This is a genomic window from Synechococcus sp. R55.2, assembly GCF_047462075.1.
Classification (GTDB): Bacteria; Cyanobacteriota; Cyanobacteriia; order Thermostichales; family Thermostichaceae; genus Thermostichus.
Genome location: NZ_JANSIH010000335.1, coordinates 1 through 3,588 on the forward strand (window position 1 = coordinate 1; position 3,588 = coordinate 3,588).

General features: G+C 58.8%; 6 protein-coding genes and 1 tRNA gene. 6 read left to right on the forward strand and 1 reads right to left on the reverse strand.

Going from position 1 to position 3,588, the window contains the following annotated elements; translation table 11 throughout:
- Nucleotides 1-44: 44 nt before the first annotated feature.
- The 3 genes from NW838_RS10680 (at nucleotide 45) to NW838_RS10690 (ending at nucleotide 2,138) form a co-directional block, all read left to right on the forward strand.
- Nucleotides 45-314 carry a phasin family protein gene (locus NW838_RS10680; RefSeq protein WP_414428022.1) on the forward strand — a complete coding sequence of 90 codons (270 nt, stop codon included), beginning with the start codon at nucleotides 45-47 and terminating at the stop codon, nucleotides 312-314.
- 142 nt (nucleotides 315-456) lie between these two features.
- Complete coding sequence (gene leuD, locus NW838_RS10685) at nucleotides 457-1,059, forward strand: 3-isopropylmalate dehydratase small subunit (RefSeq protein WP_414428020.1); 603 nt, start codon at nucleotides 457-459, stop codon at nucleotides 1,057-1,059.
- Entirely contained in the window at nucleotides 1,056-2,138 is a 1,083-nt protein-coding gene (locus NW838_RS10690) for an SAM-dependent methyltransferase (protein WP_414428021.1), read from the forward strand. The genes leuD and NW838_RS10690 overlap by 4 nt, the downstream gene beginning before the upstream one ends.
- Here the strand turns inward: NW838_RS10690 and NW838_RS10695 are convergent.
- Complete coding sequence (locus NW838_RS10695; protein ID WP_011433610.1) at nucleotides 2,114-2,308, reverse strand: hypothetical protein; 195 nt, start codon at nucleotides 2,306-2,308, stop codon at nucleotides 2,114-2,116. The two genes, NW838_RS10690 and NW838_RS10695, sit on opposite strands and share 25 nt — an antisense overlap.
- Before the next feature lie 140 nt (nucleotides 2,309-2,448).
- Here NW838_RS10695 and NW838_RS10700 point away from each other — a divergent pair, with 140 nt between their 5' ends.
- From NW838_RS10700 to NW838_RS10710, 3 genes are all read left to right on the forward strand, one after another.
- Nucleotides 2,449-2,688, forward strand: coding sequence for a hypothetical protein (locus tag NW838_RS10700; RefSeq protein ID WP_011433611.1), 240 nt, complete (start codon nucleotides 2,449-2,451; stop codon nucleotides 2,686-2,688).
- A 90-nt stretch (nucleotides 2,689-2,778) separates the two neighbouring features.
- Nucleotides 2,779-3,192, forward strand: coding sequence for an NfeD family protein (locus tag NW838_RS10705; protein ID WP_414346738.1), 414 nt, complete (start codon nucleotides 2,779-2,781; stop codon nucleotides 3,190-3,192).
- 98 nt (nucleotides 3,193-3,290) lie between these two features.
- Nucleotides 3,291-3,364 (forward strand) — tRNA-Pro (locus NW838_RS10710).
- Nucleotides 3,365-3,588: the final 224 nt, after the last annotated feature.

Genomic DNA, 3,588 nt, shown 5'->3' on the forward strand with positions numbered 1-3,588 from the left:
GGCGGTTATATGCTCACCTGAGTACGGGCTTGTGCTCAACGATTATGTTGGCAGATCAGTTGAGAAAGGCTGCCGACGACTTGGTGCAGAAGGGGCAGCTCAACCCAGAAGAGGCATCCAATGTCATCAACAACCTGCTCAACCAGGTGAAGGCCGAGCAGAGTAACTTTGAATCCTACGTTCAGCGGCAGGTGCGCAACGTCCTGCAGGATCTGGGCGTGCCCCGCCAATCGGAAATGGACGAGCTGCGGGGGCGGCTGGATCGGCTGGAGCGGCAGGTGCGCAATTTGGAAAATCAGGTTTACCGCCGGTAGCCGAGCTGAGCCTTCCCCTTTTGTCGTTGAGGCTGGCCCATCTGCAGCCGGGCAGGGTTTTGCCGAGCATTCCAGTCCCCTGAAGCCGATCTCCAGATAGATCAAGTCCAAAGATCGAGTTCAGAAGTTCATCGAAGTTCCCATGCCAAGCGAAGTTTTGACCGTCACAGGCCGAGGGATCCCCCTGCTGGGCAACGACATCGACACCGATCGGATTATCCCGGCCCGCTTTTTGAAGTGCGTCACCTTCGACGGCTTGGGCCAGCACGTGTTTGCCGACGACCGCGCCCAGGATCCCGGCCAACACCCCTTCGATCAACCCCAGTACCAGGGAGCCCAGATCCTCGTGGTCAATGTCAATTTTGGCTGTGGCTCCAGTCGGGAGCATGCGCCCCAAGCGCTGGCCAAGTGGGGGATCCGCGCTCTCATCGGTGAAAGCTTTGCCGAGATTTTCTTCGGCAACTGCTTGGCCCTAGGGATCCCTTGTGTCACGGCACCCCCGGCTGTGATTCAAGCCCTGCAGAAGGCGGTGGCGGAAAATCCCCAGCTCCAGTTGACGCTGGATCTGCCCAACAAACAGGTGCGCTGGGAGGCAAATACCGCTGCTGTGGAGATCCCCCAGGGAGCCTGGCAAATGCTGGTGCAGGGCACCTGGGACGCCACAGGACAACTGCTGGCCGCCCAAGCCCAGATTCAGCAAGTAGCCGCTTCTTTACCCTACGTGCGTTGGCAGCGAGCCCGTTGAGCAATCCTCTCCCCCCTGATACCCATACATGGCTGGGCAGTGCTGACCCAGATTTTCTGGATTTGGCGATCCGGGAGATAGAAGCTGCGGATCCAGAGGCTGCCGTGCAGCGGCTAAAGGAAGCACCTGGCTTGGTATGGGTGTGCAGCCAACGCTCATTTGCTGACCTGGCTGAGGCTTGGCAAGCTGACCCGCCCATTTTTTTACGCCACATCTGCCCCATTCACCAAGAACGGCGGCTGGCCGAGGGATCCTTAGTTGAATTGCGCCTTGATGGGGAAATGTTGGCAGCCATTGACCCCGCCCTCAGCTTTTCGGTTCAGACGCGCCTGTTTGGGGAGCGGAATCTCAAGCCCTTCCAGGTCAATGAAACCTTGGCAGAACAGGTGATCGCGGCGGTGGGATCCCCCCTGCAGGTCAAAGACCCACAGCAGGTGATCTCGGTGGTGATCCTGGCTCAACCGATGGGCATTCGCGCTTGGCTGGGCCTATCCTTGGCTGCCCAGAACCTCTCCAACTGGGCCGGTGGGATCCATCGCTTTCGGCGGGATCCAGAGCAAATCAGCCGCTCCGAGTTTAAGCTGCTGGAGGCCATCCAGGTGTTTCAGATTCCCTTGGTGCCGGGGGGACAGGCTCTGGATCTGGGGGCAGCACCGGGGGGATGGTCGCGCATTTTGCGCCTATATGGCCAGCAGGTCACAGCAGTGGATCCGGGGGACTTGGACGAGCGCCTCAGCCAAGATCCGGGGATCCGCCACCATTGCCTCAGCGCCCAAGCCTACCTGGCCCGTGGCCCAGGCCGGTTTCACCTGATCCTCAACGACATGCGCATGGATGGCCCGGCTTCCGCCCACCTGATGGTGGCTTTTGCTCCCCATCTGGAGCCACAGGGGAGAGCTGTGATGACCCTGAAGCTACCCCACCAACACCGCCTGCGGGTGCTGCGGCAAAGTCTGGAGATTTTGGGTAGTGCCTTCCCCCTGGTGAGAGCCCGCCACCTGTTTCACAATCGCAGCGAAGTCACCCTCTACTTGCAACAGGGGATCCCTGCCCCTCAATCTGCCGTTTCCACCACCTGAATCTCCCGACGGAGCACCATTTCGCGAATGGACTCCAGCAAGCCTATCTCTTCGGGGGAGATTTTGCCGTCCGACCGGATGGCGTTGACGATTTGATCCACCTCTGTGCGGGTGAGCTTCTTGTCTTCCAAGGCTCGATCCACCAGCGCTTGCAATTGCGAAAACTCCATAAGGCTCCTCTGCGCTTGAACAGGTCTTGTCGCCTCATCTCCTCATCCAAGCTACCCGCCCTGACCCAAATCTCCTGCAAGCGCAAGATTCTCTTCAGGTATCCTAAAGAAAACGTGAAACCCACCGAGAGGAAGACATCATGGCTGGCCCGGATCCCAGGAGCACTGCGCACGATTGCGCCACCCTCTGTCGAGATGGCTGTGTCTTGGGAGAGGACTGCCCCCACCGAGAGGCGGCTCGCCAAGCCGTGGCCTTTGTCATGAGCACCGACTGGGAGACCTTGATGCGGATCGCCGAATCCAAGAACCTACCCAAAAGCTCCCCTCAGGAGGAGATGGATCCCCTGCAGTTTTTGGAGAATTACCGCTTGGGCGGGTAGGCCCCAACCAGTCTCCCTAAGGACAAGGGATCCCTGCTGAGGATCCAGGGGTTTTGAGCCATACTGAGTTAGGTGGGATCCCTGGATTCTATGGTTTGGCCTTGGATCATCATCGGGTTAGTCCTCATTTCTGCCGAATTGTTTTTGCCAGAATTGGTTGCCGGCTCGGTGGGGCTGGCGGCGCTCTTGGCGGGGCTTTTGGCTTATTTGGGGCTGCCGATCTGGGTACAATTTGCCAGCTGGATTGGGGCATCGGTGGTGTTGATTATCCTCAGCCGCCGTCTGGTGCCCCATGGATCGGTTCAGGTAGAGGAATCTCGCGAGGCGCGGGCAATCACCCCCATTCCCCCAGGCGAACGGGGGCGGGTTTCTTATCTGGGTTCCACCTGGAACGCCAAGTGCAGCATTCCCAACCTGGAAATCCAAGCCGGGCAGGAGCTCTACGTGGTGGAGCGACAGGGGAATACCCTCATTGTCATGCCGGCCAAGATGCTCAAGTCCTGACCTGGACAAATGTTTGTTTCCCTTGTTGCCTTGAGCGAGGGATCCCTGCTTGGGTGTGCATCGGAGGCGGGGATCTGGCATAATCACAAAAGCTAAGCCGGGATGTAGCGCAGCTTGGTAGCGCATCTGCTTTGGGAGCAGAGGGCCGCAGGTTCAAATCCTGTCATCCCGATCCTGACTGCGACGGGAATTGAGCCGTTTACGCTATTGACCGAGAGTTTCCCACCTATCCAGAGCCCCGCAGCCAAAACCCGCATCTATCGGCAGGGGTACAGTCTTTGTCTTGAAGGCGCAAGAAGCAAACTCTTCGATTCTTCGATGCCATGAAAGAAATGGGCGGATCAGCTAGAAATCGCAGGAGCCCCGCACTGTACCCGTAGGGTCAGTGCCGGGAGG

Excerpts from the sequence above, each read along its gene's own strand:
- leuD (WP_414428020.1), top strand. The coding sequence starts at position 457 with ATGCCAAGCGAAGTTTTGACCGTCACAGGCCGAGGGATCCCCCTGCTG.
- NW838_RS10695 (WP_011433610.1), bottom strand. The coding sequence starts at position 2,308 with ATGGAGTTTTCGCAATTGCAAGCGCTGGTGGATCGAGCCTTGGAAGAC.
- NW838_RS10705 (WP_414346738.1), top strand. The coding sequence starts at position 2,779 with ATGGTTTGGCCTTGGATCATCATCGGGTTAGTCCTCATTTCTGCCGAA.
- NW838_RS10700 (WP_011433611.1), top strand. The coding sequence starts at position 2,449 with ATGGCTGGCCCGGATCCCAGGAGCACTGCGCACGATTGCGCCACCCTC.
- NW838_RS10680 (WP_414428022.1), top strand. The coding sequence starts at position 45 with ATGTTGGCAGATCAGTTGAGAAAGGCTGCCGACGACTTGGTGCAGAAG.